This window comes from Bradyrhizobium sp. R2.2-H (assembly GCF_004346455.1).
Taxonomy (GTDB): Bacteria; Pseudomonadota; Alphaproteobacteria; order Rhizobiales; family Xanthobacteraceae; genus Bradyrhizobium; species Bradyrhizobium diversitatis.
Genome location: NZ_SMBR01000002.1, coordinates 672849 through 697779 on the forward strand (window position 1 = coordinate 672849; position 24931 = coordinate 697779).

21 protein-coding genes and 1 riboswitch are annotated in these 24931 nt (G+C 65.0%); of the genes, 18 read left to right on the forward strand and 3 right to left on the reverse strand.

The annotated features are described in order from the left end of the window. Positions 1-669 precede the first annotated feature (669 nt). Positions 670-858, forward strand: a complete 189-nt coding sequence (locus EDE08_RS07275; RefSeq protein ID WP_131868258.1) for a hypothetical protein — start codon at positions 670-672, stop codon at positions 856-858. Beyond that, a complete protein-coding gene (locus EDE08_RS07280; protein WP_131868259.1) occupies positions 855-1217 on the forward strand; it encodes a hypothetical protein in 363 nt (120 codons plus the stop codon). The genes EDE08_RS07275 and EDE08_RS07280 overlap by 4 nt, the downstream gene beginning before the upstream one ends. Before the next feature lie 75 nt (positions 1218-1292). Here EDE08_RS07280 and EDE08_RS07285 read toward each other — a convergent pair whose 3' ends face one another. Further along, positions 1293-3479, reverse strand: a complete 2187-nt coding sequence (locus tag EDE08_RS07285) for a lytic transglycosylase domain-containing protein (protein ID WP_131868260.1) — start codon at positions 3477-3479, stop codon at positions 1293-1295. A 317-nt stretch (positions 3480-3796) separates the two neighbouring features. Here EDE08_RS07285 and EDE08_RS07290 point away from each other — a divergent pair, with 317 nt between their 5' ends. The 9 genes from EDE08_RS07290 to EDE08_RS07330 all read left to right on the forward strand — a co-directional run bounded on the left by EDE08_RS07290 (position 3797) and on the right by EDE08_RS07330 (position 13683). Beyond that, positions 3797-5533 (forward strand): adenylate/guanylate cyclase domain-containing protein, encoded by a 1737-nt coding sequence (locus tag EDE08_RS07290; RefSeq protein WP_131868261.1) that lies wholly within the window; start codon positions 3797-3799, stop codon positions 5531-5533. Positions 5534-5635: 102 nt separating this feature from the next. Beyond that, positions 5636-5812 (forward strand): hypothetical protein, encoded by a 177-nt coding sequence (locus tag EDE08_RS38245; protein WP_165935731.1) that lies wholly within the window; start codon positions 5636-5638, stop codon positions 5810-5812. Positions 5813-5966: 154 nt separating this feature from the next. Beyond that, the gene (locus EDE08_RS07295) at positions 5967-6179 is read left to right on the forward strand and encodes a hypothetical protein (protein WP_131868262.1); all 213 of its coding nucleotides are present in this window, start codon (positions 5967-5969) and stop codon (positions 6177-6179) included. Between the two features lie 270 nt (positions 6180-6449). Beyond that, positions 6450-6707, forward strand: a complete 258-nt coding sequence (locus tag EDE08_RS07300; protein ID WP_061881804.1) for a hypothetical protein — start codon at positions 6450-6452, stop codon at positions 6705-6707. 94 nt (positions 6708-6801) lie between these two features. After that, positions 6802-7014, forward strand: a riboswitch (cobalamin riboswitch). A 113-nt stretch (positions 7015-7127) separates the two neighbouring features. Then, a complete protein-coding gene (locus tag EDE08_RS07305) occupies positions 7128-9356 on the forward strand; it encodes a TonB-dependent receptor (RefSeq protein WP_131868263.1) in 2229 nt (742 codons plus the stop codon). Between the two features lie 61 nt (positions 9357-9417). Further along, positions 9418-9999, forward strand: coding sequence for a hypothetical protein (locus EDE08_RS07310; protein ID WP_131868264.1), 582 nt, complete (start codon positions 9418-9420; stop codon positions 9997-9999). 708 nt (positions 10000-10707) lie between these two features. After that, the gene (locus EDE08_RS07320) at positions 10708-10905 is read left to right on the forward strand and encodes a hypothetical protein (protein ID WP_131868265.1); all 198 of its coding nucleotides are present in this window, start codon (positions 10708-10710) and stop codon (positions 10903-10905) included. Positions 10906-11147: 242 nt separating this feature from the next. Continuing rightward, complete coding sequence (gene ilvD, locus EDE08_RS07325; protein ID WP_131868266.1) at positions 11148-12869, forward strand: dihydroxy-acid dehydratase; 1722 nt, start codon at positions 11148-11150, stop codon at positions 12867-12869. Beyond that, positions 12856-13683 (forward strand): tetratricopeptide repeat protein, encoded by an 828-nt coding sequence (locus EDE08_RS07330; RefSeq protein ID WP_131868267.1) that lies wholly within the window; start codon positions 12856-12858, stop codon positions 13681-13683. Before ilvD ends, EDE08_RS07330 begins: the two co-directional genes overlap by 14 nt. 60 nt (positions 13684-13743) lie before the next feature. On the opposite strand, the gene xth is transcribed toward EDE08_RS07330, so the two are convergent. Beyond that, positions 13744-14541, reverse strand: coding sequence for an exodeoxyribonuclease III (gene xth / locus EDE08_RS07335; RefSeq protein ID WP_131868268.1), 798 nt, complete (start codon positions 14539-14541; stop codon positions 13744-13746). Positions 14542-14674: 133 nt separating this feature from the next. Here xth and EDE08_RS07340 point away from each other — a divergent pair, with 133 nt between their 5' ends. Further along, positions 14675-17005: an ATP-binding protein gene (locus tag EDE08_RS07340; protein WP_131868269.1), complete on the forward strand. Its 2331-nt coding sequence runs from the start codon at positions 14675-14677 to the stop codon at positions 17003-17005. Positions 17006-17009: 4 nt separating this feature from the next. Here EDE08_RS07340 and erpA read toward each other — a convergent pair whose 3' ends face one another. Continuing rightward, positions 17010-17339: an iron-sulfur cluster insertion protein ErpA gene (erpA, locus tag EDE08_RS07345; protein ID WP_024342679.1), complete on the reverse strand. Its 330-nt coding sequence runs from the start codon at positions 17337-17339 to the stop codon at positions 17010-17012. A 121-nt stretch (positions 17340-17460) separates the two neighbouring features. Here erpA and EDE08_RS07350 point away from each other — a divergent pair, with 121 nt between their 5' ends. The 6 genes from EDE08_RS07350 to scpB all read left to right on the forward strand — a co-directional run bounded on the left by EDE08_RS07350 (position 17461) and on the right by scpB (position 24875). Beyond that, a complete protein-coding gene (locus EDE08_RS07350; protein ID WP_131868270.1) occupies positions 17461-18669 on the forward strand; it encodes a deoxyguanosinetriphosphate triphosphohydrolase in 1209 nt (402 codons plus the stop codon). 9 nt (positions 18670-18678) lie between these two features. After that, positions 18679-20469 (forward strand): arginine--tRNA ligase, encoded by a 1791-nt coding sequence (gene argS, locus EDE08_RS07355; RefSeq protein ID WP_165935729.1) that lies wholly within the window; start codon positions 18679-18681, stop codon positions 20467-20469. A gap of 140 nt (positions 20470-20609) precedes the next feature. Next, complete coding sequence (locus tag EDE08_RS07365) at positions 20610-22190, forward strand: SPOR domain-containing protein (RefSeq protein WP_131868272.1); 1581 nt, start codon at positions 20610-20612, stop codon at positions 22188-22190. 46 nt (positions 22191-22236) lie between these two features. Then, positions 22237-23265 carry a beta-N-acetylhexosaminidase gene (nagZ, locus tag EDE08_RS07370; RefSeq protein WP_131868273.1) on the forward strand — a complete coding sequence of 343 codons (1029 nt, stop codon included), beginning with the start codon at positions 22237-22239 and terminating at the stop codon, positions 23263-23265. After that, a complete protein-coding gene (locus tag EDE08_RS07375; RefSeq protein WP_028179491.1) occupies positions 23262-24101 on the forward strand; it encodes a segregation and condensation protein A in 840 nt (279 codons plus the stop codon). Before nagZ ends, EDE08_RS07375 begins: the two co-directional genes overlap by 4 nt. 21 nt (positions 24102-24122) lie before the next feature. Next, positions 24123-24875: an SMC-Scp complex subunit ScpB gene (gene scpB, locus EDE08_RS07380; protein ID WP_165935728.1), complete on the forward strand. Its 753-nt coding sequence runs from the start codon at positions 24123-24125 to the stop codon at positions 24873-24875. Positions 24876-24931 lie beyond the last annotated feature (56 nt).

The window sequence follows — 24931 nt, forward strand, 5'->3', positions numbered from 1 at the left end:
AAGGGAGGAAGACGACAATGTGCGTGACATCGGTGCTTCCTGAGCGTGGCCGATCCGAGTCCGAATGTTGCTCTTCAGACAATGGCTGTGCGGTGTGCGGCGGCAAGTTTGGTCTGATCCGCTACTATTCCTGGCGCACCGCGCTCTGCTCCAAGAAGTGTGTCGATCGCTTCCGCACGCGCCGCGAGCGCGATCACCGATGGTTGTTCCGGGTTCAGGCCGCGTGAGGCCGAATTAGAGAGCTGATATCGTCCGAGGGGCTGATCCGGGAGCACGTTCGTTGAACCGTTCATGCAAGCTGTTGTGCTCGATGGTTCTCCTTGGCTTCACTGCGACGGTCCGGGCACAGGAGGCGGGACACGATGCCGTACATCGCCGGCACCCACCCCAGGACCAGGCGCTGCATGAGAAATTCTATTCGACCTGGCACATGCCGGATAATCCGGGCGTCAGCTGTTGCAACAGTGCTGACTGCTATCCGACCGATATCAAATACATCGACGACCAGATCTATGCCCGGCGCCGGGAGGACGGGAGATACATTCTGATTCCACCGCAAAAGGTGGAGCGAAACAGGGATAACCCGGACGGCCGAAACCATCTTTGCGCTCCGCCGCCCGCACTGTCGCCGCTGGATAGCGTTTACTGCTTCGCGTTGGGAGGTGCCACATGAGATTCGCGTTCGTGCTGGTGAACGACCGGACCCCGTTCCGGCAGGCCTGGTGCATGCAGTGCTGCGAGCCGATCAGCGACAGCTATCTCCGCGAGATCGCGACCCGTCTGCCTTACTGCGATCATCAGTGCTACGCGCTGTTCTGCGAGACGCTTGCGAAAGATCGCATGAGGGCAGCTTCGTGAAATTCATGGTGGTCAATCACGAGCCCCCGTTGTGCGCGGACACGTGCAGCACCTGCTCGCGATCGATCCGGTCCGGCTATGTCCGGCATGTGCGGACGCAGCGCCTCTACTGTGACTACGATTGCTACCGGCGCGGCGAACTGGTGACGCTGCTGACGCAATGGTCGGTGCCTGGGCGCAACGAGCTGGCCTCCGGGAACGTCGAGGTCGCCGCTCGCAACGCGGTCGAGATGTTTACGGTCCTGGGTGCCGTCTTCTGCTGGAACTGCACGATCCACGCCTTCGCCTTCGCAAGAATCCTGACCAGCGCATATTCGGACGGTCGCGATCCGATCACGATGGAAGGAGGTGACACCTAGCTACGCGACGGCGCTCGCGTGGAAGCCGCAGCGACGCAACCTGGCAGGCGCCGTGTCCAGCCCCGGCGACGTCGCCTAGGGAGCGGGCGCTGCGGCCGCCACTGGTGCCGTTGCGCCGGCCTCCTGCGTGACGACGCGCTGGTCGCTCTTGCCGGCGACCATGCCGCTGTCTTCGAATCTTGTGCGGTAGACCAGAACGTTCTCCATCACGCGCTGGACGTAGTTGCGGGTCTCCGACAGCGGGATACGCTCGACCCAGTCGACCGGATCGACATTGGGGTCCCTGGGATCGCCGCGCGTCTGCACCCATTCGCGCACGCGGCCACGCCCGGCATTGTAGCCGGCGAAGGTCATGATCTGGTTGCCGCGGTATTCCGAAAAGAGCGCACTGAGCTCGGCCGCTCCCATTTGCGTGTTGTAGACGGGATCGGAGACCATCTTGCTCCAGTCATAGGTCAGGCCGAAGCGCTTGGCGGTATCGCGGCCCGCTTCCGGCGTCACCTGCATCAGCCCGACCGCGTTGGCATGGGACTTATCGCGCTGGTCGAACGAGCTTTCGGTGCGCGCCACCGAATAGATCACGCTGGTCTCGATCGGTGGCGCGACCTGCTTGTGCTCGGGGATGCCGATGGTGGGGAAGGCGTAGTGGTCGAGCGCGAGCCCGCGCGCCAGCGCCGTCTTGCCGACCTCCAGCATCACGCGCGCATCGTTGCGTCGGCGGGCAACCTCGCCGAGGGCTTCGAGTGCTGCGACATCGCTGCTCTCCTTGGCGAAGTCCTCGGCGAAATAGAACACCATGTTGCGCTCGCCGATGGCGTAGAGCATGTCGGCCGCGCGCACGCGTTCGTCCTCGGGGGGCGTGTCGGCCGAGGCCAGCACAGGCGAGGGCGGACGCAGCTCGATCTGGTCGAGGCCGAGCTTTGCGCGGGCGAGCTGGCCGTAATAGGCGGTCTGATAGCGTGCCGCCGCCCGATAGCTCATGCGCGCATCGGCCGTGGCGCCCATGGCTTCGGCGGTGCGGCCGCGCCAGTAATGGGCGCGCGACAGCGCGATCGGATTGGACGAGCCCTCGTCGATGGCAGCAAAGTGCATCATCGCCGTCGTGGGATCGTCTAGAAAGCGGAGCGCGATCCAGCCGCACATGAAGTGATAGTCGACGCGGTACACTTCCTTTTCCGGTACGGCCGCCGTGCGCACCACGTCGTAGGCGGTCCTGGACTTGCCCTGATCGAGCAGCTTGCGTGCGAGCATGCGGCGCTCGCGCCACCAGGCATCGGTGTCCTGGGCGGACATCATGCCGGGCGCAGCGGCCAGGATCACCTCGGCCGCGTCGTCGATGCGGTCGTTCTGAAGATGCCACTGGGCGCGGCACAGCACATAGCCGAGATCGCGGCGCGCTCCGGCCGACACGTCCTCGAGATAGTCCTTGGCCTTGCTCTCCTTACCGGTGACCGCGGCACAAGCCTTGACGATCGCGAGCTCATCCTCGCCGAGTCGTTTGGCGGCGCGCCTCGCGCCTGCGTAATCCTTGGCGCCGAGGCGCTTGTCCATGCGCGCGCGGTGGTCGTCAGCGGACAGAAGATCGCGAAACGCTTGGTAGGAATCCTCCTCGCTGCGCTCGGACAATTCGTTGGCGCGCCAGGCTTCGCGCACGTGCCGGGCGGCGCTGTCGGTATCGCCTTCAGCGCGCAATACGCGGGCGAGCGCAAACTTGCCCTTGGCGCTGGTCGGCCGGTCCATCGTGAACTTGTGCACGGTGGCGGCGTCGGACTTCTCCTGCCACAGCCGCGCCTCGGCACGGCGGCGGAGCAGGGCGCTGCTCGGCCAGTCCGGATTGGCGGCGAGGAAGGCGGCATAGCGCTTGAAATTGGCCGTGCTCTCGGAATGGCGCAGCATGAACCAGTCGGCGAGTTTCTGTCCGGCGGGATCGGCGATGCGGTCGCGCGCCGCGCTCGCGTCATCCGTCTTGCCCTTGCGCGCGAGATCGATGGAGTCCTTCAGCGCGGCGAGGTCGCCGGTCAGCGGCGGCGGTGCCGTCCTGTCCGCGGGCTCGACCGTCTTCTTCGACTTGCGCTTGACCTCGGCACGCTTGGCGTGCCGTGCCTTGCCGGCAGAAGCATGGCGGTGCTTGCCGGCTTTGGCTTCATGCGTTTTCTTCGGCGCGGCCGATTTCTGGCTGCTTTTCGCGGCCAGTTCCGTGGGAAGGAGGGCCATCGCGGCCACGGCAACGAAACACGCGAGCGAGCGTAGGCACTGGTTCATTGGATGGTCCCCCTGCGAAACCACTACAAACCAAGGTCCGCGACGACATGCGGCTTGAGAATCGAATACCGAACGATGCCGAGGCATCGTCCCGCGTTCCTGACGCTGTCGCAACAATGCGGCGAAAAACGGATGCGCCGTGGGAACTTCCGCAAAGGAGAAAAGGGCAGGATCGTTAACCTTCGTTAACGGCCGGTCTCGCGCGACGGTTGCATGGTACGGGACGCCAGGAGGCCAAGATTGCGCGTGTTCCCGCAGCCAGTCCGGTGTATGGAGTTCCCTCGTTCCGTTCTTTTGGCCTTTGCCTTCCGCAACCCATGCCGATTTTCAACCAGTCGATCCGGCGCAAGATCGTCGGCATCGCCCTCGGATTGATCGTCCTGATGCTGGTCACCTCGATTTTGTCGATGGTGATGTCAAGCCAGGTCGGCGTCCTGCTCGACGAGCTGACCAACCGTTACATCCCGGCCTATAGCCATCTGGCGCGCGCCAGCAGTCGCTCGCTGGAGCGGGGGCTGGCGCTGCGGCGGATGGTCATGACCCGGATGGAGGCGCCGTCGGATGAAGAGGCCTATACAGCGCGCCTTCGCGACGTCGAGGAATCGGACCGCAAGATCGAGGAGGAGGCTGAGGCCGCGCGCAAGCTGATCAACGCGATCATCGAGGACCCCCGGACGTTTTCCGACAATGCCGCGCTTGGACGGATCGATATCCGCATCGAGACCGCCGTCGTCGAGCTGCGCCGAGACCTGAGCGAGGACCACGCGAAGCTCCTCAAGCAGATCGACGCCAGGCAGATGTCCGAGGCGCGCGGCACGCTGGAACACATCGACATGCTGCGCGACCAGTTCAACCGGAAGGTCGATACGATCCGCGGCGATATGCTGGCGCAGGTCTTCTTCTCGACGTCGCAGGTGATCAACCGCCAGCATCAGACCATCATCATTTCGGGTGTCGTGACATTGCTCGCGGCGATCGTCGGATTTGCCTTTGCGCTGCTGGTGTCCAGCGGCATCACGCGTCCGGTACGGCTGCTGCTGGCCGGCACCCGCGAGGTCGAGGCGGGCCGGTTCGACAAGCCCATCGCCGTCTCGACGCAGGACGAGATCGGTGAGCTCGCCGCGGCCTTCAACCGCATGATCGAGCAGTTGCGGCACAACGAGCGCATCCGGGAGACCTTTGGCCGCTACATCGACCCCAAAGTGGTGCAGGGACTGATCGAGCGGCCGGAGGTCGCCATCGACGGTGAGCGCCGGGTCATGACCATCATGTTCTGCGACATGAGCGGCTTCACCTCGATGAGCGAGGGCATGACCCCGCGCGGCCTCGTCAAGGTGATGAACCACTATTTCACCATGATGTCCGGCCCCATCAGGAGCAATCGCGGCGTCATCGACAAATATATCGGCGACGCCATCATGTCCTATTGGGGACCGCCCTTCGTCGAAGAGGACGCGCAGGCCCTGCTCGCCGGGCTTGCCGCCGTCGAGATGGCCGACCAGGTGCCCGCGCTGCAGAAGCAGCTGCCCGATCTGCTCGGTATCCGCGCCATGCCCGCGGCGTGCGATCTGCGGATCGGCATCGCCACCGGCGAGGTCCTGACCGGCAGCATCGGCTCCGAGTTGATGATGAGCTTTACCGTGATGGGCGACGCCGTGAATCTCGCCTCGCGGCTTGAGGCCGTCAACAAGGTCTACGGCACCCGCATCCTGGTCTCGCAAGCGACTGCGGACGCGATTGGATCTCGCCTCGAATTGCGCGAGATCGACCGTCTTGCGGTCGCGGGCCAAAGCGCGCCGCAGGCGATCTTCGAGGTGATGGCGCGACCAGGCGCACTCACCGATGCGCAAGTCAGCCTGCGCACGCACTATGTCGAAGGTCTCGCCGCGTATCGTGCCCGGCGCTTCGACGACGCACGTGCTGCCTTCAACGCGGCGCTCGAGGCGGTCCCCGGCGACGGTCCCTCGCGCGCGATGCTCGGCCGCATCGCGCAGTTCGCGGCGAATCCGCCGGATGCCGCCTGGGACGGCGCCTGGCGGCTCGAGCAGAAATAGGCGGCCGCGGAATAATTGATGCTACCCCATAACGATGTTCGCCGTGACCTATTTCCCGGATTTAGGTTAGCTGTCCTTGTGGCGTTTGACGGGGACACGCCGATGACAGAACTTCAGGACAGGTTGGAACGGTTCGAGACGCTCACCGCCGAATGCGAGCTGATCGCCAAGCTCGCAACCGACGGCACCAAGCGCGAGTTCTATCTGAGGCTCGGGGAACAGTATCGCCAGCTGGCGGTGGATATTCGGCAGGCGATCGCGACCACGGCTGCGGCCTGAGGCCGGCTGAAATCCGTTCTTAACATTTAGCGCGCATTCTCGCAGCACGCGGGCATCGCCAATCTGCGATGGCTCGTGGTGGGAAGGCCGGGGTTCGCTGCAATGCAGCGCACCTCGCGAGTGTCATCGTGCTGTGCCTGACAGGGCAGGTCCCATGCGCCTCGTTGCCGTGATCATATTCGCGCTCATGACGGCTGCCTGCGACCAGGAGCGGGACATCACCGGCTCGACGACGTCGAGCTGTCCGATACGAAACCACAGCTACAATCCACGCGACCTGAACCAGTGCGTCAACGCCTGCAGATCGTGCGATCGCGGCACCACGGTCACCTGCACGACATCCTGCACCCTCAAGGGGGCTCGCTGAGCGGATTGCCTTCTGCCTTGCGAGGCGTCGCAACCGCGCGATCCCCGGCTCCCTATCGTCCTCGCCGTCTCGACCTGATAGGGTCGATCGGAGCAGGGGGACATCGGATGAAATTCGCAAGCTTTGAAATCGACCTCGCCGGAGGTCTCGTGGGAACGGCGAACAGCGCGCAGGCCTCCAGCGGACGTGGCGTCGACGGTGCCGAGGCACCGGAACGATTCACATAGGATAGTCATTGGAAGCAGCGGGCAGGACGCGGAGTCCAATGGAATGGGTATGCTCGATCCCGGCCGGTTCCTGGTATCGTGCTCGCATTGCGATGCCTGGCCGATGGCCGCCAACGTGAAACGTTCAAGCTGGTCGGCATCCCCGCATGAGGTCCGTTTCGTCTGCACGCGCTGCCGGCGCGAAGAGACCGCGATCGTCTCGGCCTCCGGCGAACTGACGCCGATCAAGCGCCTCGACGCTCCGCCGCGGGATGTCGCCGTCGCCTGGGCCCAGGCCCAGCGCCCGCGGGGGCGAACGTAGGCGGCGCAGGGCATTGCTCGATTCGTTGCGGAGCCGGCCGATCGCGCCTGCGGCCAAGATGCCGGCGGTCGATTGACTCCCGGCCTGGACGCCCCGTAGATTGGCCGCTGACGGTTCTCCTCATGGAGATCAAAAGGGAACGTGGTGCGAGATGTCCCAAGGCGGGATCGTCTCAATGCCATGGCTGCCCCCGCAACTGTAAGCGGTGAATCTCTCGTCCTATGCCACTGGGAATCTCGGTCCTGGGAAGGCGACGCAGAGGTAACGACCCGCGAGCCAGGAGACCTGCCGTCAGCCGTGGTCACACGCGAAGATGTCGGTCGGGGAGTACAGACATTAGCTTTGCCGGAGCCATCGATCCTCCGCCGTAAAGCCTCGTTCGCTGTGACGTGCCACTGACGTCATGCCGAGGTTACAATTGTGTCCCGTATTGTCACTGCCGCCGGGCGCCGCTGCGCCGGCATCGTTGCGGCCGTTTCGCTGTATTCGCTCGATCACTCCATCGTCCACGCCCAGCAGTCCGTCGCCGAGCAACTGCCGCCGGTCGAAGTGACCAGATCCGACGATCAGAACCGTACGCGTGCCAGGGCGATTGGCGATGGCGAGGCGGGGCGGCGCCGAGCGGCGCCGGACGGGGCGCCGAGTGGGATCGGCTCGTCCGGCTCGGGCAACGAGGCCGCCGCCGGCAATGGCGGGATCGTCGGCGCGGCCACGACCGTCATTACGGCCACGGACATCGCTCATGCGCCGTCGCAGACGCTGGCCGAGATCATCGCGACGCAAGTGCCGGGCGCCCAGATCACGACGTTCTATGGCGGCCAGATCGGTGCCAAGACCAGTGTCGACCTGCGCGGCTTCGGTGCCTTCGCCACGGCCAATACGCTGGTGCTGGTCAACGGACGGCGGCTGAACGACATCGATATGGCGCAGGTGGACCTCTCCACCATCCCGCTCAATGCCATCGAGCGCATCGAGATCACGCGCGGCAATTCCGGTGCGGTGCTGTATGGTGACAATGCGGTCGGCGGCGTCATCAACGTCGTCACCAAGAACGGCGTCGGTGGCCCGCCCGTGACAGCGCGCATCGAGGCCGGTTTCGGCTCGTTCAATACCAGGCTCGGCAACGTCTCGGCCGCGATCAATTCCGGTCCGTGGTCGACCTCGTTCTACGGCAATGCCGTCAGGACGGACGGCTACCGCGACAACAATCGCTATTCCCAGGAGAACGGCGTCGGCAATCTGAACTACACGACGCCGGGCCTGACCGCCTTCCTGACCGTCACCGGTGACAATCAGGAGCTGCGACTGCCGGGCGGCCGCACCGTCGATCCCTCCATCGGCGTCGACGAGCTCGCGACCAGCCGGCGAGGGACCAGCACGCCCTTCAACTACGCCAATCAGCAGGGTCTCGGCGCGACCGCGGGCTTCACGAAAACCCTTGTCAACGGCGTCGATCTCATCGTCGACGGCGGCGTGCGCGACAAGAAGCAGCAGAGCGCATTCTTCTCGAGCCCGGCACCGGTTCCGGCTTTCTTCACGTCGACCTATGTCGATGCCGACCTGACGACATGGTCGATCACGCCGCGGCTCAGCGTGAAGAGCCTGCTCTTCGGAATGCTCTCGCAAGTGCTGACCGGCGTCGACTACTACGATGCGACCTTTCAGCAGAACCGCGGCGCCGGCCAGGGTCTCGCTCCCTGGCACAATTACGATCTCAGGCAGCGGACGGTTGCAGGCTATGTCCAGCACACGCTAGGCGTTGCGCCGGCGACCGATATCTCCTACGGCGCCCGGGTGCAGAACACCAATCTCTCGGCACGTGACAATTTCGATCCGGCGGCTCCGTTCAACGCCGACATCGGCGCGCTTCCACTCGGGAGCGACGAGACGCAATATGCGCTGCATCTCGGTGCGGAGCATCGCCTCAATGACACCGTCGCGCTGTTCGGCCGGGTTGCGCGCGCCTTCCGTACGCCTGACGTCGACGAGCGGGTGTCGTCGGGCCCTTCGTTCGACCCGTTCTTCAATCCGCTCCCACAGACGTTCCAGCTCAAGACCCAGACCTCGCAGGACGTCGAGGGTGGGCTGCGCATCAGAGGAGGCGGACTGCAGATGCAGAGCAGCCTCTATTTGATGGACCTCGCCAACGAGATCCATTTCAATCCGATCCTGTTCTACAACACCAATCTGGATCCGACCCGCCGCTACGGCTCGGAGACCAGTGTTTCCTATCGCATCAACGACGCCCTGCTGGTGCGTTTCGGCATGGCCTACACACGGGCCGTCTTCCGCGAAGGCGTCTGGGCGGGCAACGACGTGCCGCTGGTGTCGCGCTACACCGCGAGCGCGGGCCTCACCTGGAACATCTGGCAGAACTTTCTGGTGCTGGACGCCACCGCGCGCTTCTGGAGCGAGCGCCGCATGGACAACGACCAGGCCGGAACCCAGAAGCCGATTCCCGCCAATGGCACGATCGACCTCAAGCTCAGCGGCCAATATGAGCGCTACTTCTGGTCGCTCAGCGTCAACAATGTGCTGAACGCGCTCTACTACGACTACGCCGTCGCAAGCACCTTCACGGACGGTCGCTTCAGCGCCTATCCGCTACCCGGTCGGACCTATCTGCTCAAGGCCGGCGCCACGTTTTGATTTCAATGGGGCTGTCACAGGCCCCCAAATGGACTAAAACTCGAAGAGAAGGAGATTACTTATGGCTCTCAATATCCTGCCGTCCGGCGGCGACGGTTTCCGCCTCCATCCGGTGGCGCCGCGTCTCGCTCCGATGTTCGGCTTCGCGCTGCTGACGGTATCGTGCGCGCTCGCAAGTTTTGCGTTCGCCTGTGCGACGCCGTTCGCGGCCTTCGCCGTGGTCGCGGCTGCAATGCTGCCGCTGCGTCCGGCGCTGCTCGTCGTCACCGGCGCTTGGCTCGTGAACCAGAGCATCGGTTTCGGCGCGCTGCACTATCCCATCGATGGCAGCACCATCGCCTGGGGTTTCGTCATTGGCGCGGCTGCGCTGCTGGCGACCGCAGTGGCGTCGGCCGTGCTCCGCATGCTGCCGCAGGGCCGCACGACGCTGATGCTGGCGCTCGCGCTCGTTGCCGCCTATGCGGCCTACGAGCTCGCGCTGCTCGCCGCCACGCCGTTCCTGGGCGGAGAGGCCGCCTTCACCGCAGCCATCGTCACGCGCATTGGGCTGACCAATGTCGCCTGGCTCGCCGGCCTCGTCGCCGTCTGCGAGGTCGTGCGCCTGCTCGATCCGTTTGGGCGCAAGGGAGTGATGTCGGCCTGAGCAGTGCTCGCGTCGCCTGGATGGAGCGCGGCGAATCCGGGACAAATCGTTCCATAGCGCGCCCCTCCCGGACTACGCTTCCGCGCCATCCGGGTGGCGTCGCCTGTGTCGCCCTCTGTCAATCCGTCAGCGTGAAAATATTCCGCTTTACCGAAATTCGGAAATAGCGTATGTGTCGCCCATCCCGGCTCATCCTTGAGGGGCGATCGTGAGGTCGTCATTGTCGCGAGTCGGGCTTGCGGTGGACGCGGCAGCGTCGGGCGCGAAAGGTGCGGGCAGGGAGGGTAGTCCCCGGTGAGCTCGTGGCCGCGCGCGGACGAACGGCGCTGTCAGGCTTCGTCTCGTCTGTAAGTTTCCGGCTTCGTCGACGGGGCCCGGGAAAACTGCGGCGAAATGGCGGGCCGTGCGTACGGCAAAACCGTGTGGTCCTGGCCGTCGTTGCTACGGTCAAGTTCTTGCGGATGCGGGCAGTCGCGTCAACCGGCGCGGAGGTCGGTGAATTTCGCGAGGGTGAGGGAGGCCAGAACGAACTCGGCTCCCGGGAGAGCGCGGCATAAGCCGTCCGACCATCGCGCAGGGAAGGCCGAGTGATTGGCACCACCTGTATGCTGCTGTGCGGTCTCTTTGCGCTACATCTTCGCGCAGCGGACCGCGGGTGCGAGGTCAGCACCCGGTCTTCCCTGCGCCCTCTTGGCTTGAGAGGGTGGAGTGACCAAGCAAAGCTCGGGCGAATTCAGCCGCGAGAATGCGAAGGCGCGTCTGCAATTTCAGGTGCGCGTTGAGGCAGCAATGCCTAAGCCGACTCAGCCGCCGGGGTGCGTTGTTCTCGCGGCAGAAATGGGCGGCCTGCGTCCGTCCCAAAATCTGAAGTTGACAGATGGCTCCTTGGCGGAGGTATCAAAGTAGCTTTAGTCGTGTCCTCCACGCCACGATTGTTGTGTCCTCGCAACACTCACCCCGCATTTAACCCTGACCACCCGTGGTTCGCATCGTCGCCGCTTTTTGGCCACACCCGAACATGAATAAAATCACTCTAATGTTTTAAGGCAGTGGCGGTCTTCGAAGGCGACGAGAAAGTCCCAAGGTCGATTCAAATCTTGGCTCTGATTTTTCGGGTCTGAAAGGGTTGGCCGGGGAAACTGGTTGCGATGGTCGCAAAGATTGACAAGCAGAGGCTGCCGAGCCGTCACGTGACGGAAGGCCCTGCGCGTGCGCCCCATCGGTCCTACTTCTACGCCATGGGGCTGACCACCGATCAGATCCACCAGCCTTTCGTCGGCGTCGCCTCCTGCTGGAACGAGGCTGCTCCCTGCAACATCGCACTGATGCGCCAGGCCCAGGCGGTGAAGAAGGGCGTGGCGTCGGCCGGCGGCACGCCGCGCGAATTCTGCACCATCACCGTCACCGATGGCATCGCCATGGGCCATGACGGCATGCGCTCCTCGCTGCCGTCGCGGGAATGCATCGCCGATTCGGTCGAGTTGACGGTGCGCGGTCACGCCTATGACGCGCTGGTCGGCCTTGCCGGCTGCGACAAGTCGCTGCCGGGCATGATGATGGCGATGGTCCGCCTCAACGTGCCCTCGATCTTCATCTATGGCGGCTCGATCCTGCCCGGCAATTTCCGCGGGCAGCAGGTCACCGTGCAGGACATGTTCGAGGCGGTCGGCAAGCACTCGGTCGGCGCCATGTCGGACGAGGACCTCGACGAGATCGAGCGTGTGGCCTGTCCGTCGGCGGGCGCTTGCGGCGCGCAGTTCACCGCCAACACCATGGCGACCGTCTCGGAGGCGATCGGCCTCGCTTTGCCGTACTCTGCCGGTGCCCCGGCACCCTACGAAATTCGCGACGCATTCTGCATGACCGCGGGCGAGAAGGTGATGGACCTGATCGCCCAGAACATCCGGCCGCGCGACATCGTCACCCGCAAGGCGCTGGAGAATGCGGCTGCCGTGGTTGCGGCCTCCGGCGGCTCGACCAATGCTGCGCTGCACCTGCCGGCGATCGCGCATGAGGTCGGCATCAAGTTCGACCTGTTCGACGTCGCCGAAATCTTCAAAAAGACACCTTATGTCGCGGATTTGAAGCCGGGCGGCCGTTATGTCGCCAAAGACATGTTTGAAGTAGGTGGCATACCGCTTCTGATGAAGACGCTGCTCGACAATGGCTTCCTGCACGGTGATTGCCTTACCGTCACGGGCCGCACGATCGCCGAAAACCTCAAGAGCGTGAAATGGAATCCGCACCAGGACGTGGTGCACCCGGCAGACAAGCCCATCACCGTGACAGGCGGTGTGGTCGGTCTGAAGGGCAATTTGGCGCCAGAAGGTGCGATCGTGAAAGTCGCGGGAATGTCCAACCTCAGGTTTACCGGTCCGGCCAGGTGCTTCGACCGTGAGGAGGACGCTTTCGAGGCGGTCCAGAAGCGTACCTACCGTGAAGGCGAAGTCATCGTGATCCGCTACGAGGGGCCGAAGGGCGGTCCCGGCATGCGGGAAATGCTCCAGACCACAGCGGCGCTGACCGGCCAGGGCATGGGCGGCAAGATTGCGCTCATCACCGACGGCCGCTTCTCCGGCGCCACCCGCGGCTTCTGCATCGGCCATGTCGGGCCGGAGGCGGCGGTCGGCGGCCCGATCGGGCTGCTCGAGGACGGCGACATCATCGAGATCGACGCGGTCGCCGGTAGCCTTAACGTAAAATTGAGCGACGCCGAGCTCGCCCAGCGCAAAACCAAATGGAGCGCGCGCGCGACTAACCATACGTCGGGTGTGCTCTGGAAATATGCTCAGCAGGTCGGACCGGCGGTCGGTGGGGCGGTAACCCATCCAGGCGGCGCGCACGAGAAACAGTGCTATGCGGACATCTAGGCGTGCCATAGTTGCGTTTGTGTTGGGGGCGGCTGCGTTGGCCGCGCCGGCGCTCGCCTTCGACGGCGCGCCGGTCAACCCCAAGGACGCGGCCATCCCGGTCGTGACCACCTTGCCGGGCGCCGCCGGTGCAGTGCGCACCAAGGTTCCGCCGGCAGTCGCAACCCAGGAAGCCTCGCTCAGCGCGCTGCAATATGCCGCCGAGGGTGGCCACCCCATCGCGCAGTGGAAGCTCGGCCGCATGTACGCCAACGGCGACGGCGTCGCCCAGGACGATTTGCGTGCCTTCGAGTATTTCAGCCGGATCGCCAACGCGCATGCCGAGGACAGCCCGTCGGCGCCGCAGGCGCAGATCGTGGCCAACGCCTTCGTCGCGCTCGGCCGCTATTATCTCAGCGGCATCCCGAACTCGAAGATCAAGTCGGACCCGGAGCGGGCGCGGGAGATGTTCTCCTATGCGGCCTCCTATTTCGGCAACGCCGACGCGCAATACGATCTCGCGCGGCTGTACCTGAAGACCCCGGACGCCTCGCGCGAGGATTTCCGCTATGGTGCGCGCTGGCTCGGCCTCGCCGCGCAGAAGGGCCAGCACCAGGCGCAGGCGCTGCTCGGCCAGATGCTGTTCAACGGCGACCGCCTGCCGCGACAGGCCGCGCGCGGCCTGATGTGGCTGACCCTGGCGCGCGACAGCGCCGGCGCCGAGGAGACCTGGATCAAGGAAAGTTACAACCGCGCCTTCGCCAAGGCTTCCGACGACGACCGCGCCATGTGCCTGCAAATGCTGGAGCAGTGGGTGCAGGGCCGCCGGGACTAGGTGAGGTCCCGCAGGCTGGGCAAAGGCGCCTTGGCGCCGTGCCCGCCACCTGATCGGCGCTCACGCCGCGTCGAGATCCAGATCCGCCCACACCGGAACGTGGTCCGACGGCTTCTCCCAGCTGCGCACATAGCTGTCGATGCCGACATTGGCGAGCCGGTCGCTGGCCTGTGGCGACAGCAGCAGGTGGTCGATCCGCAGGCCCTGGTTCTTCTGCCAGGCCCCGGCCTGGTAGTCCCAGAAAGTGTAGAGCCCGGGCTCATCGGTGACGGCGCGCAGGGCGTCGGTCAGGCCGAGGCCGAGCAGGGACTGGAAGCTCTCGCGCGTCTCCGTCTTGAACAGGGCGTCCTCGGTCCAGGCGGCTGGATTGTGCACGTCGCGGGCATGCGGGATGACATTGAAGTCGCCCGCAAGGATCAGCGGTTCCTCAGCCTTGAGGCGCTCCTTCGAATATTCAAGAAGCCGGGACATCCATTTGAGCTTGTAGGGATATTTGTCGCTCCCGACCGGGTTGCCATTGGGCAGATAAAGACAGGCGATGCGCAGCACCCCGCGCTTGAGCGTGACCACGCCCTCGAGGAAGCGGGCGTGCGCATCCTCGTCGTCGCCGGCAAGCCCCGACTTGGTCTCGTCGAATCGCAGCTTCGAGAGCAGGGCGACGCCGTTGAACGTCTTCTGCCCATGGGTGACGACGTTGTAGCCCAGCGCCTCGATCTCCAGCCGCGGAAAGGCCTCGTCGACGCATTTGATCTCCTGGAGGCAGACGATGTCGGGCTGGCACTCCTTCAGCCAGGTCAGCAGGAGATCGATCCGCTGCCGGACCGAGTTCACGTTCCAGGTGGCTACTCTGATGGACATAGGGAGGGGCTCCGGGCGGGGCCATGGTTAGAACAAACTGCAAACGCGCCCGTCAAGGACGCCGCAAAATCTCCCACAAAATTAACCCGGTCTAAGCATGCGGCGGGCCATTGATGATCGAAAGGTTCCGCGGATGGGTTGGCCGGACGAGTCGATGAAGCGAACTGAGCCGCGTGATGGCCTGATCGGCGCATTCCTGTATTGGCTCGGCGGCTTCGAGATCGAGGACGGGCTGACGGCCGATCTCAGCGAGCGCGAAATCCGCCGCATCCGCGCCAAGCAGATCGACGCCGTGACGCGGCTGATGCCGGTGACGATGGCGGTGACGATGCTGAACGTCGCCATCGTGCTGATCCTGTTCTGGGGCAGGGGCTGGAACGACTTCCTCGCGATCTGGGGCCTGACGCTCGCCGTCACCGCCTCGCTCGCGGTGCGCGCCTGGCAACGGTCGCACCAGAACCCGCCGCAAGAGGCTTCGCCCCGCGCCGCACGGCAGATGCTGCGGCAGGCATTCTTCCTCGCCGCGATCTGGGGCACGCTGCCGCTCGCGCTGTTCAGCCGCATCGAGCCGACCAGTCAGCTCATCCTGGCCTGCCTGATGGTCGGCATGATGTCGGGCGGCGCCTTCACGCTCTCGACCTTCCCGCGCGCGGGCCTCGTCTATCTCGCCACCATGACCGTCGCCTGCGCCGGCGCGCTGCTGCTGTGCGGCACCGGGCCCTATCTCGTGACCTCGGTGTTCCTGCTGCTGTTCGCATTCTTCATGGCGCGCAACATCGTCTCGCAGGGCAATCTGTTCCTCGGCAATCTCAAGGCCCAGCTCGAGCTCGAGCGCCAGACCGAGATCATCTCGCTGCTGCTGAAGGATTTTCAGGAGAACGCCAGCGACTGGCTATGGCAGACCGACGCCGACGGGCATCTGATCGACGTGCCCCAACGCTTCGCGGACGTCGCGCAGCTGCCGCTTCCGCTGTTGAAGGGATCCTATTTCGCCGACGTGCTCGACATGCTCTGCCCGGACGACAAGCGCGCAGCCTACAACGTTGTCGGCCTGATGGAGCAGAACGAGCCCTTGCACGAGATGAACCTCAAGGTCGTTGCCGGCGGCGAGGCGCGGCTGTGGTCGCTGACGGCGAAGCCCGCCTATGACCGCGAGGGACATTTCCTCGGCTATCGCGGCTTCGGGCGCGACGTGACCGAGCGTTGGCGCGCGGAAAAGGCCGAGGCCGAGAACCGCGCCAAGTCGGACTTCCTCGCGGTGATGAGCCACGAGATCCGCACGCCGATGAACGGCGTGCTCGGGCTCGCCAGCATGCTGCTCGAAACCAAGCTCGATCCGGAGCAGCGCGAAGCCGTCACCACGATCCGCGACTCCGGCGACAATCTCCAGCGCATCCTCAACGATATTCTCGACTTGTCCAAGCTCGAGGCCGGGCGCTTCACCTTCGAGGCGATCGACTTCGCCCCGCAGGCGCTGGTCGAGGCTGTCGCGACCGTTATTCGCGCGAGCGCCAAGAACAGGGGGCTGACGGTCAAGGTCGAACTCGATCCGAACCTGCCGCCGACCCTGCGCGGCGACGTCGCACGCATCCGCCAGGTGCTGCTCAATCTCGCGTCCAATGCGGTGAAGTTCACCGACCAAGGCGAGGTGACGATTTCGGTCACCTGCCAGGCGCGACGCGACCTGCTGGCGACCGTCGAATGGACGGTGACCGACAGCGGCATCGGCATCGCCCCCGAAAAGCTCGGCCAGCTCTTCAGCGATTTCGCGCAAGCCGATGCCTCGATCAGCCGTCGCTTCGGCGGCACCGGCCTCGGCCTTGCGATCTCACGGCGCATCATCGAGCAGATGGGCGGCACCATCGGCGTCACCTCGACGCCGGGCGAAGGCTCGACCTTCCGTTTCACGCTGGTGTTGCCCTGGAGCCAGGCGCAGACGCTCGATCAGGTAGACGGCCGCGACGAGGCCGACGATCTCAAAGCCCGCATTGCCGGCCTCGACCGGCCGCTGAAGGTGCTGGTCGCGGAGGACGATGCCGTCAACCGCATGGTCGTGAGCAAGATGCTGGGATCCTTCGACGTCGAGCTTCGCGTCGTCGCCGACGGCGCCGAGGCCGTCGCGGCGGCATCCGAGGGCAATTATGATATCGTGCTGATGGACGTGCGCATGCCCGATATGGACGGGCTTGCCGCCACCCGCGCGATCCGCGCGCAAGGCGGGCGCTTCGAAGCCTTGCCGATCGTCGCGCTTACCGCCAACGCCTTCCCCGAGGACATCAAGATTTGCCGTGAGGCGGGCATGTCGGACTTGCTCGCCAAGCCGCTGCGCAAGCCGGCGCTGATCGCGGCACTCCTGCGCGCGCTGGACGGCCACGTCATGTCGGAGGATGCACCGCTCCAGCCGGAGCTGATGCCTGATGAGGTGGAGTGGACGGAGGAGGAAAGGCAGATGACGGGCGCGTAGCCGGTCAGACCGAGAAGCTGGTCCCGCAGCCGCAGGACGCCGTGGCATTGGGATTGTTGACGCGGAACGAGGCGCCGATCAGATCGTCGACGAAATCGACCTGCGATCCCGCCAGGAATGGCTGCGAGGCGGAATCGACCAGCACCACCGCATTGTCCTGCTCGATCACGAGATCGTCGTCGGTCCGGGCACGGTCGATGTCGAACTTGTACTGGAAGCCGGAGCAGCCGCCGCCCTCGACGGAGATGCGCAGCATCGCGCCGGAACCTTCGCCCTTGAGGATCTCCCCAATCCGGCGTGCGGCCCGGTCGCTGATGGTCACGGCAGTCGTCATCGTTCGTCTCCGATAGTCCCGCAGTCACACAGGGGTCTTGCCCAATTCATTTGGTATCCCGCGTCCGACATAGTTAAGTGCCACCATACGCAGAATCAAATGGATAGGGACTAAATTCGCCGTGTCCGTCGGAATGGCAGCCCCCCGCGCGCCCTATGCCTGCGATCCCGATCGCAGCCGCGGCCGGCTGGTCCCCGAGCCCCCGAGCCGGACCCGCAGCCCGTTCCGGCGGGATTGCGACCGGGTGATCCATTCCACCGCCTTCCGCCGGTTGAAGTACAAGACCCAGGTGTTCGTGTTCCACGAGGGCGACCATTACCGCACCCGGCTGACCCATTCGCTGGAGGTGGCGCAGATCGCCCGGGCGCTGGCCCGGCAGCTCGGGCTGGACGAGGACCTCACCGAAACCCTCGCGCTCGCGCACGATCTCGGCCATCCGCCGTTCGGGCATGCCGGCGAGCGGGCGCTGGATGCCTGCCTGAAGGAATTCGGCGGCTTCGACCATAACGCCCAGACGCTCCGCGTCGTCGCCTCGCTCGAGCACCGCTATCCCGAGTTCGACGGGCTCAACCTCACCTGGGAATCGCTGGAGGGCATCGTCAAGCACAACGGTCCGCTGACCGACCGTAGCGGCGCCCCGGTCGGGCGCTATCGCGAGCACGGCATTCCCGTCGGCATCGCCGACTACGTCAAGACCTACGACCTCGAATTGTGGAGCTTCGCTTCGCTGGAGGCGCAGGTCGCCGCCATCGCGGACGACATCGCCTATGACGCCCACGACATCGACGACGGCCTGCGCGCCGGCCTGTTCCACCTCGACGAACTCAAGGTGATGCCGCTGACCGCGGAGATCATCGCCGGGATCGCCGCGCATTATCCCGACCTTGAAGACGTCCGGCGCGGCGCCGAGCTGGTGCGCGAGCTGATCTCGCACCTGATCGGGGCGGTGTTTGCGGAGGCACGGAAGAACCTCGCCGCCACCAAGCCGCAATCGGCTCAGGAGGTGCGCCAGCAGAGCCGGGCGCTGATCGCGTTCCCCGCCGAGGTCGCGGAGGAAGAGGCCGCCATCAAGGCCTTCTTGTACCAGCACATGTACCGCCACAAGCGGGTGATGCGGGTGATGGGGGAGGCGGAGCAGATCCTGTTCGACCTGTTCGCAAAATACCTGAAATCCCCCGGCGAGCTGCCGCCGGAATGGCTGCTGGGGGCGGACGCGGACGACGAGGGCGACCGCGCCCGGCGGATCGGCAATTTCATAGCCGGAATGACGGATCGTTTCGCACTCACCGAGCACCAGCGGCTCTTTGACTCGACCCCGGATTTGCGTTAGGCGGCGGCCATGCCCCAGACACCCTCATCCCTGCATCTGTTCGCCGACGTGCTCGCGCGCGTGCACGCCGCCTGCCGCGCGCTTGCGGCGGACGCCAATTGGCCGGAGGGCATCGATTTTTCACGCGTGGTGGTCGAACCGCCGCGCGATGCCTCCCATGGCGACATGGCGACCAACGCTGCCATGGTGCTGGCGAAAGAGGCGAAGGCAAAGCCGCGCGACCTCGCCGAGCAGATCGCCGAGCGGCTCCGTGCCGACGCGTTGATCGCCAAGGTCGACGTCGCCGGTCCCGGCTTCATCAACCTGACGCTCAAGCCGGCCGCCTGGGCCGAGGCGCTCCGGACCGTGCTGCGCGAAGGCGCCGATTACGGCCGCGTCCGCGGTGGCTCCAAGGTCAATGTCGAATACGTCTCGGCCAATCCCACCGGGCCGATGCATGTCGGCCATTGCCGCGGCGCCGTGTTCGGCGACGCGCTGGCAAGCCTGCTCCAGTTCGCCGGCCACGACGTCACGCGCGAGTACTACATCAACGATGCCGGCGCCCAGGTCGACGTGCTCGCACGCTCCGCGTTCCTGAGGTATCGCGAAGCGCTCGGCGAGGACATCGGTGCCATTCCCGAAGGGCTCTATCCCGGCGACTACCTCAAGCCGGTCGGTCAGGCGCTGGCGAAGGAGCACGGCGACAAGCTTCTCGCGATGAGCGAGGCGGAATGGCTGCCCCCGGTGCGTGCCAAGGCCATCGCGATGATGATGGACGAGATCAAGGACGATCTCGCCGCCCTCAACATCCGCCACGACGTGTTCTTCTCCGAGCGCTCGCTGATCGAGACGGGCAACAACAAGGTTGCCGAGACCATCGATTTCCTGCGTGCCAAGGGCGACATCTACGAAGGTCGCCTGCCGCCGCCGAAGGGCGCCCCCGTCGAGGATTGGGAGGATCGCGAGCAGTTGCTGTTCAAGGCGACCGCCTACGGCGACGACGTCGATCGTCCCCTGATCAAATCGGACAATTCCTACACTTACTTTGCCTCCGACATCGCCTACCACAAGAACAAGTTTGATCGCGGCTTCGCCGAAATGATCGACGTCTGGGGCGCCGACCATGGCGGCTACATCAAGCGCATGCAGGCGGCGGTAAAAGCGACTACCTCCGGAAAGGGTGCGCTCGACGTCAAGATCGTTCAGCTTGTGAAGCTCTTGCGCAACGGCGAGCCGGTCAAAATGTCGAAGCGGAGCGGGGACTTCGTCACCTTGCGTGAGGTGGTGGATGAGGTCGGTCAGGACGCGGTCCGCTTCATGATGCTCTACCGGAAGAACGACGCGGTGCTCGATTTCGACCTCGCCAAGGTCATGGAACAGTCGCGCGACAATCCGGTGTTCTACGTCCAGTACGGTCACGCCCGCGGCCACTCGATCTTCCGCAACGCGCGCGCCGAGGTGTTCCCGGAACTGCCCGAGGATACCGGCAAACGGATCGCCTGGCTCAGTGAGTCGGCCGTGGAGCGGCTGTCGGACCCGGTCGAACTCGATCTTCTCAAGCGCCTCGCAATTTTTCCTCGCATGCTCGAGGCCGCCGCCGCGGCCCACGAGCCGCACCGAATTGCCTTTTATCTCTATGAGTTAGCGAGCGAATTTCACGCACTTTGGACGAAGGGGCGCGATTTGCCCTATTTACGCTTCATTATCAATAATGATGCAGATCTTACAATGGCGCGACTGGCCATGGTCCAGGGCGTCGTCTCGGTCCTGGCATCGGGCCTCGCCATCCTCGGCGTCCATGCCCCGGACGAGATGCGGTAGTTTGGGGCGAACTACTTAAGGGGAAATCGGGGGTAACCGGCAGAAGCCGGATCGCTTAGACTTGGTTGAAAGCCTTGTGGGTCGAAGGCCGCGCCTTGGTCGAGGGGTGCGCGGCTTTCCCGAAGGGACGCATCATTACGATGGCCGAACGATATCAGGACAGACCGTTTCCTTCCGATGACTATGGTCGCGGTGGCGATCAGCATGGGAAGGCGGAAAATGATCCCTTGGCCGAGCTCGCCCGCCTGATCGGACAAACCGATCCGTTTGCAGCGCAGGGCCGGCCGACCGCGCGCGCGCCGGCAACGCCGACCCGGAGCTATCATCCGGACGATTATCGCCAGGACGATTTTCGCCAGGACGATGATCAACAGGATTATGCCGAGCAGGCCCCGCCGCCGCCCGGGCCGCCCTCATGGATGCGACGCGCCAACGTGCAGCCTGCACCCGCGCCGGAGCCTGACTATCCCGTCTCGGTCAGCCCGGTTCATCCGCTGCATCGCTATTCGGCCAAGCCTGCCGCGCCCGAGCCCGATGTTCATCAGGCTCAGGCCTATCAGGATCACTCTTATCAGGAACAGGCATATCAAACTCAGGCCTACCAGCAGCACGGCCAAGCTTACCAGGATCAGGCCGAGCAGGAGTCGTACGCGCAGCCCGATCCGTCGCGCTACGACGATGCGCTCTACGGCCGGCTTGAGACAGGCAAGCAGGACTATCAGCGCGATCCCGCCTACCCGGACGACCCCTACGCATTCCAAAGCGACTATCCCGACGACGCAGAAATCGAAGAGCCGAAGAAGCAGCGCGGCGGCATGATGACGGTCGCGGCGATCCTCGCGCTCGCCGTGGTCGGTACAGGTGCGGCCTTCGCCTACAAGACCTATCTGGGCTCGCCCCGCAGCGGCGAGCCGCCGATCATCAAGGCTGACAACACGCCGACCAAGATCGTGCCGGCGCCGACGGACTCATCGGCCAAAGTGCCGGACCGTATGGCCAGCGGTGACGGCACTGAGAAGATCGTGCCGCGAGAGGAGGCGCCCGTCGACGTCAACGCCAAGGCTGGCGGTCCTCGCGTCGTGTTCCCGCCGCTGAACCAGAATGCGAACCCACCGTCGGTGGCAAGCGTCTCGCCATCTGCGGTTCCGTCGCCCAGCACGGGACCGGTCCCAGGCAATGGGACGTTGCCGAGCAATTCGCCGCGCCCGATCCGGACCGTCGCCGTTAAGGGCGACCAGACCGACGGCACCGTGCCGCAATCGGCCGCCGCCAAGCCGACGATCGCCGCGCCCAAGCCTGTTGCCGCGCCCGCTGCGACGGCGGCGCCGCACAATTCGCCGACCTCGGCAAATGCCAGCCTCAACCAGCCGCTTTCGCTCGCGCCGCAGTCGGGACCGACGGCCGAGCCTGCGCATCGGATGGCTGCCACCAACCCGACGCAAATCGCCCCCGCCAGCAGCGGTGGCGGCTACATCGTGCAGGTGTCTTCGCAGCAAAGCGAAGACAGCGCCGCGGCGTCCTACCGAGTGCTTCAGAGCAAATACGGCAGCGTGCTCGGCTCCCGTTCGCCGGTGATCAAGCGGGTCGATCTGACCGACAAGGGCAAGGGGATCGTCTACCGCGCCTTCGCGGGTCCCTACGCTTCGGCCGAGGAGGCGACGCATGCTTGCAACAGCCTGAAGTCCGCAGGCCTGTCCGCTTGCTTCGTCCAGAGGAATTAACGGCCGTTTCCTTGACCCCCTCGCGGGGCAGGGTTAATCGGCCGTTATGAGCACGCGGGCCTTCATTACCGGCGTATCCGGAACGGAACTGACCGCCGCCGAGCGGGAGTTTATCCGTGCCGAACGCCCATGGGGCTTCATCCTGTTCAAGCGCAACGTCGCGACACCAGCCCAAGTCGCTGCATTGGTTGCGGAATTGCGGGCGATTGCCAATGCTCCCGATGCTCCGGTCCTGATCGATCAGGAGGGCGGACGAGTGCAGCGGCTGGGCCCGCCGCACTGGCCGGTCTATCCGCCGGGCGCTGTATTCTCGAATTTGTACGACACTGATTCGGCACTCGGGCTCGCCGCGGCGCGCCTGAGCGCCCGCCTGATCGCTGCCGATCTCGCTGATCTCGGCATCACCGTGGATTGCCTGCCGCTGGCCGATGTGCCCGTGCCGGGTGCCGACGCCGTCATCGGGAACCGGGCCTATGGCACCGAGCCGGGCAAGGTCGCTGCAATTGCCCGTGCGGTTACCGAGGGCCTAGAGCAGGGTGGCGTCCTGCCGGTTCTCAAGCATATTCCCGGGCATGGCCGGGCGACCGCCGACACCCATTTCAAGCTGCCGACGGTCGACACGCCCCGGGACGAGCTGGAGCGGACCGATTTCGCCGCGTTCAAGCCACTCGCGGATCTGCCGATGGCCATGACTGCACATGTTGTGTTTAGCGCCGTCGACCCCGCCCATCCGGCGACGACATCTGCGACAATGATTGCTGATGTGATTCGCGGCGCAATCGGGTTCCAGGGTTTGTTAATGAGTGATGACGTGTCGATGAACGCGCTGTCGGGGAATATCGCCGAGCGGACCCGCGCCATCTTCGCGGCCGGCTGCGACGTAGCCCTGCATTGCAACGGCAACATCGAGGAGATGCGCGACGTCGCTCGCCAGACACCTGAATTGTCGGGCAGGGCATTGGAGCGGGCGAAAGCCGCGCTCGCCGCACGCAAGCCGCCGCAGCCACTCGACCGGGCGGCCGCGCGCGCGGAACTGGACGCATTGATCGCACGGGCAAACACGGCATCGGCATGACCGCAGAAATCCTATCGTTCGAAACCGGGCGGCCCGCAGAGCTCGCCGAGGGTGAGCCGGCGTTGGTGGTGGACGTCGAGGGCTATGAGGGCCCGCTCGACCTCCTGCTCGCATTGGCGCGGCAGCAGAAGGTCGACCTCGCCAAGATTTCGATCCTGGCGCTGGCCGACCAGTACCTCCACTTCATCGAGGCCGCGCGCAAGATCCGGCTCGAGCTTGCCGCCGACTACCTCGTCATGGCGGCTTGGCTTGCCTTCCTGAAGTCGCGCCTGCTGCTGCCGGAGCCGCCGAGTGCGGAAGGCCCAAGCGCGGAGCAGATGGCGACGGCACTGGCCAACCGCCTGCGCCGGCTGGAAGCCATTCGCGAAGCGGCCAACCGGCTCATGAACAGGCCGCAATTGCAGCGCGACATCTTCCCGCGCGGCGAGCCCGAGCAGATCGCCGAGATCAAGCATCCGAAATACACCGCGACGCTGTACGACCTGCTCACCGCCTACGCCGCGCAGCGCCAGTCGCGCGTGCTGGCGAGCGTGCATCTGGCGAAGCGCACCGTGTGGTCGCTTGCGGAAGCGCGCGCCACGCTGGAGCGATTGGTCGGCAGCCTCAACGAACAGGACGACTGGGGCGTGCTGGACGATTTTCTGATCCGGCACGTCGCCGATCCGACGCAGCGGGCAACCGTGTTCGCCTCGAGCTTCGCCGCCGCGCTCGAACTGGTGCGCGAAGGCCAGCTCGAGCTGAACCAGAAAGAGGCGTTTGCGCCGATCTATTTCCGGAAAGGGCGCCCAAAACCGGTCCCGGACGCAGCTCCTGCGCCCGACGCGCCGGTCGCCTAAGTGCAAGAAGGAGAATCTGCCATGGCAAGCCTGGCTGAAGTGCGGGTGGAAGAGGCCGAGCCGATGGACAACGAATCCCAGGCGCGACCCGAGGAATTGCGGCTGCTGGAAGCGCTGCTGTTCGCGTCGAGTGAACCGCTGGATACCGCAACGCTGGCCAAGCGCATGCCCGAGGGCGTGGACGTGAAGGTCGCGCTTGAGCAGCTCCAGGCCGATTATGCCTCGCGCGGCGTCAACCTCGTGCGTGTCGCCAACAAATGGACCTTCCGCACGGCCGGCGATCTCGCCTGGCTGATGACGCGGGAGACCACCGAGACCCGCCGCCTGTCGCGTGCGGCGATCGAGGTGCTGGCGATCATCGCCTATCACCAGCCGGTGACACGTGCCGAGATCGAGGAGATCCGCGGTGTCGTGACCTCAAAGGGCACGCTCGACGTGCTGCTCGAGACCGGTTGGATCAAGCCGCGTGGTCGCCGCAAGACGCCCGGCCGTCCCCTGACCTTCGGAACCACCGAGGAATTCCTGTCGCAGTTCACCCTGGAACAGCTCGGCGACCTGCCGGGCCTCGAAGAGCTGAAGGGCACGGGCCTGCTGGATTCGCGGCTGCCAACCGGATTTAGCGTGCCGACGCCATCCGACGACCCGGCTCTGCGCGAAGACGAGGATCCGCTGGAACCGGGCGAGGACCTCGATCTTGCGCTGGCGCCTGTGGTCGAGCCCGAGACGCCGCAAGGCGGCAATGAGGGCGGCGGCGATGGCGGCACTGAGGAGTGACGCCCGTCCGTTTACGGGCCCTGCGACCGGTTAACACTAGCAAGATTGCGTAGTGC

What these genes read in the sequence shown, in the direction of transcription:
- EDE08_RS07290 (WP_131868261.1), top strand. Translation starts at nt 3,797, where the DNA reads ATGCCGATTTTCAACCAGTCGATCCGGCGCAAGATCGTCGGCATCGCC.
- xth (WP_131868268.1), bottom strand. Translation starts at nt 14,541, where the DNA reads ATGTCCATCAGAGTAGCCACCTGGAACGTGAACTCGGTCCGGCAGCGG.
- ilvD (WP_131868266.1), top strand. Translation starts at nt 11,148, where the DNA reads ATGGTCGCAAAGATTGACAAGCAGAGGCTGCCGAGCCGTCACGTGACG.
- EDE08_RS07275 (WP_131868258.1), top strand. Translation starts at nt 670, where the DNA reads ATGAGATTCGCGTTCGTGCTGGTGAACGACCGGACCCCGTTCCGGCAG.
- erpA (WP_024342679.1), bottom strand. Translation starts at nt 17,339, where the DNA reads ATGACGACTGCCGTGACCATCAGCGACCGGGCCGCACGCCGGATTGGG.
- EDE08_RS07300 (WP_061881804.1), top strand. Translation starts at nt 6,450, where the DNA reads ATGGGTATGCTCGATCCCGGCCGGTTCCTGGTATCGTGCTCGCATTGC.
- argS (WP_165935729.1), top strand. Translation starts at nt 18,679, where the DNA reads ATGCCCCAGACACCCTCATCCCTGCATCTGTTCGCCGACGTGCTCGCG.
- scpB (WP_165935728.1), top strand. Translation starts at nt 24,123, where the DNA reads ATGGCAAGCCTGGCTGAAGTGCGGGTGGAAGAGGCCGAGCCGATGGAC.
- EDE08_RS07375 (WP_028179491.1), top strand. Translation starts at nt 23,262, where the DNA reads ATGACCGCAGAAATCCTATCGTTCGAAACCGGGCGGCCCGCAGAGCTC.
- EDE08_RS07365 (WP_131868272.1), top strand. Translation starts at nt 20,610, where the DNA reads ATGGCCGAACGATATCAGGACAGACCGTTTCCTTCCGATGACTATGGT.
- nagZ (WP_131868273.1), top strand. Translation starts at nt 22,237, where the DNA reads ATGAGCACGCGGGCCTTCATTACCGGCGTATCCGGAACGGAACTGACC.
- EDE08_RS38245 (WP_165935731.1), top strand. Translation starts at nt 5,636, where the DNA reads ATGACAGAACTTCAGGACAGGTTGGAACGGTTCGAGACGCTCACCGCC.
- EDE08_RS07340 (WP_131868269.1), top strand. Translation starts at nt 14,675, where the DNA reads ATGGGTTGGCCGGACGAGTCGATGAAGCGAACTGAGCCGCGTGATGGC.
- EDE08_RS07310 (WP_131868264.1), top strand. Translation starts at nt 9,418, where the DNA reads ATGGCTCTCAATATCCTGCCGTCCGGCGGCGACGGTTTCCGCCTCCAT.
- EDE08_RS07295 (WP_131868262.1), top strand. Translation starts at nt 5,967, where the DNA reads ATGCGCCTCGTTGCCGTGATCATATTCGCGCTCATGACGGCTGCCTGC.
- EDE08_RS07330 (WP_131868267.1), top strand. Translation starts at nt 12,856, where the DNA reads ATGCGGACATCTAGGCGTGCCATAGTTGCGTTTGTGTTGGGGGCGGCT.
- EDE08_RS07285 (WP_131868260.1), bottom strand. Translation starts at nt 3,479, where the DNA reads ATGAACCAGTGCCTACGCTCGCTCGCGTGTTTCGTTGCCGTGGCCGCG.